Here is a 2,395-nt window from a genome sequence, read left to right as displayed (position 1 = left end):
GCGTCGTCGCGGGCGGGGCCGCCCCAGCGCGCCGAGAAGATACCCGGGCTGCCGCCGAGCACGTCGACCGCGATGCCGGAGTCGTCGGCGATCGCCGGCAGTCCGGTGTGCGCCGCCGCGGCGCGCGCCTTCAGCAGCGCGTTCGCCTCGAAGGTGACGCCGCTCTCGACGGGTTCCGGGCCGTCGTAGGCGAGCAGCTCGATGCCCGGTACGAGGGGCGCGAGGATCCTGCGCAGCTCTTCGAGCTTGTGCGCGTTGTGCGATGCGAGGACGACGCGGGTCGCACCGCCTCCACCGTTGCTCCCACCGCCGGTCACGCCGCTGCTCACGCCTCTGCCCCGGGCCCGTCGAGCGCGGTCCGCTGGAGCTCGCGCAGCTCCGCGGCGGAGGCGAGGGCGAGGTCGAGCAGAGCATCCAGCTCGGTGCGCGCGAACGGCGCCCCCTCGGCCGTGCCCTGCACCTCGACGAAGGCACCCAAGCCGGCGACCACCACGTTCATGTCGGTCTCCGCGCGCACGTCCTCGACGTACGCCAGGTCGGAGAGGGGTACGCCGTCCACGATGCCGACGGAGACTGCGGCGACGCTGTCCTTCAGCGCCGTCGCCTTCGCCGGGATGTGGCCCTGCGCCTTCCCCCAGGCGATCGCGTCGGCGAGGGCGACGTACGCGCCGGTGATCGAGGCGGTGCGGGTGCCGCCGTCGGCCTGCAGCACGTCGCAGTCGATGACGATGGTGTTCTCGCCCAGCGCCCGCGTATCGACGACCGCGCGGAGGCTCCGGCCGATGAGCCGCGAGATCTCGTGGGTGCGTCCGCCGATCCGGCCCTTCACCGACTCGCGCTGCGTCCGCTCGTTCGTCGACCGCGGCAGCATCGAGTACTCGGCCGTCACCCAGCCGGTCCCCTTGCCGCGCAGCCACGGCGGCACGCCGGGCGTGAACGAAGCGGTGCACAGCACGCGGGTCTCCCCGAAGGAGATCAGCGCGCTGCCCTCGGCCTGGCGGCTCCAGCCGCGCTCGATCGTCACCGGGCGGATCTCGGCGGGGGTCCGCCCGTCGGCGCGCGTCGTCTCGTTCATCTCGCTTCTCTCCTTCGTCCGAGCGGCGCTTCGCCGTCTCGAGGGTTCATCCGTTCGGCAGTCGGATCGCGCCGGTGGCCAGATGGTCGACGGCGTCGATGCCGATGCCGAGCATGCGGCGCGCCAGCTCCACGAAGCCGGCGGTGTCGTCGCCGGTGGCCTCGTAGCGCACCTCGGGCTCGGCAGGTGCGATCGCCTCCGCACCGGTTGCCCGCAGCAGCCCGCGCTGCGTCAGCACGCGATACACTTCTGCGGCGGTCTCGATGTCGCTCGACACCAGCGCCACCTCGGGTCCGACGACCTGCCGGATCGCACCGCGCAGGAACGGGTAGTGCGTGCAGCCGAGCACGAGCGTGTCGATCCTGCGCGTGACGAGGGGGGCGAGGTACTCCTCGGCGATCTCGAGCACCTCGGGGCCGCTGGTCCGGCCGGCCTCGACCAGTTCGACGAAGCGGGGGCAGGCGCGCGCCGTGAGTTCGATCTCGGGGCGCATGCTGAAGAGGTCGTCGTAGACCCGCGACTGGATCGTCCCGGCCGTGCCGATCAGGCCGACCCGGCCGTTGCGCGTGATGCTCATCGCGCTGCGGACGGTCGGGCCGATGACCTCGACCACCGGAACGTCGTAGCGCTCGTGCGCGTCCCTGAGCATCGCGGCGCTCGCCGTGTTGCAGGCGATCACCAGCATCTTCACGCCCTGCTCGACGAGCCCGTCGAGGATCTCCAACGCGAAGCTGCGGACCTCGGCGATCGGCCGCGGCCCGTACGGGGTCCGCGCGGTGTCGCCGACGTAGATCATCGACTCGTTCGGCAGCTGATCCCGGATCGCCCGGGCGACCGTGAGCCCGCCGACGCCGGAGTCGAAGACGCCGATCGGCCGATCATTCGCCTGCTCTGTCACCGCACCAGACTACCGCGCCGGATCGGCGCAGCGCTCCTCGCCGGATCGGCACGGCGCACGGCTCAGTGGATGAAGCTGCGGCGATGGAGCGGCGTCAGCCCGTGGGCGTCGATGCCCGCGTAGTGCGCATGCGCTCCGTACCCCTTGTTCGAGGCCCAGCCGTAGTGCGGGTGCACTTCGTGCGCGTCGCGCATCAGCGCGTCGCGCGCCACCTTCGCGCGCACGGATGCGGCTGAGACGCTGGCGCAGGCTCGATCGGCTCCGACCCGGGTCCGCACGTCGAGCGGCCGGCGGAGCACCGGCGAGAGCCAGTCGTGGGAGCCGTCGAGCAGGATCACCGCCCGGTCGACCGGGACGCCGAGTTCGTGCAGCTCCAGCAGCGCCCGGCGTGCGGCCTCGCCGAGCATCGCGACGATGCCGCG

4 protein-coding genes are annotated in these 2,395 nt (G+C 72.5%); all 4 read right to left on the bottom strand.

Annotated features, from left to right (window positions below; genetic code table 11):
• Positions 1-329: non-canonical purine NTP pyrophosphatase (locus tag ACFPZL_RS12345; protein WP_382335647.1), on the bottom strand; the 329-nt coding region annotated here is incomplete at its 3' end.
• On the bottom strand, positions 326-1,075 hold the full coding sequence (gene rph / locus ACFPZL_RS12340; RefSeq protein ID WP_218113894.1) for a ribonuclease PH: 750 nt from the start codon (positions 1,073-1,075) through the stop codon (positions 326-328). The genes rph and ACFPZL_RS12345, both read right to left, overlap by 4 nt.
• Before the next feature lie 46 nt (positions 1,076-1,121).
• Entirely contained in the window at positions 1,122-1,973 is an 852-nt protein-coding gene (gene murI / locus ACFPZL_RS12335) for a glutamate racemase (protein WP_218113893.1), read from the bottom strand.
• A gap of 62 nt (positions 1,974-2,035) precedes the next feature.
• Positions 2,036-2,395 (bottom strand): ribonuclease HII (locus ACFPZL_RS12330; RefSeq protein WP_382335645.1); only part of this gene is annotated, 360 nt, incomplete at its 5' end.

The sequence above is a fragment of the Leucobacter soli genome, assembly GCF_042659205.1.
Lineage (GTDB): Bacteria > Actinomycetota > Actinomycetes > Actinomycetales > Microbacteriaceae > Leucobacter > Leucobacter soli.
The sequence above is the reverse complement of the archived record's forward strand: the minus strand, read 5'-3'. Positions and strand labels throughout refer to the sequence as shown.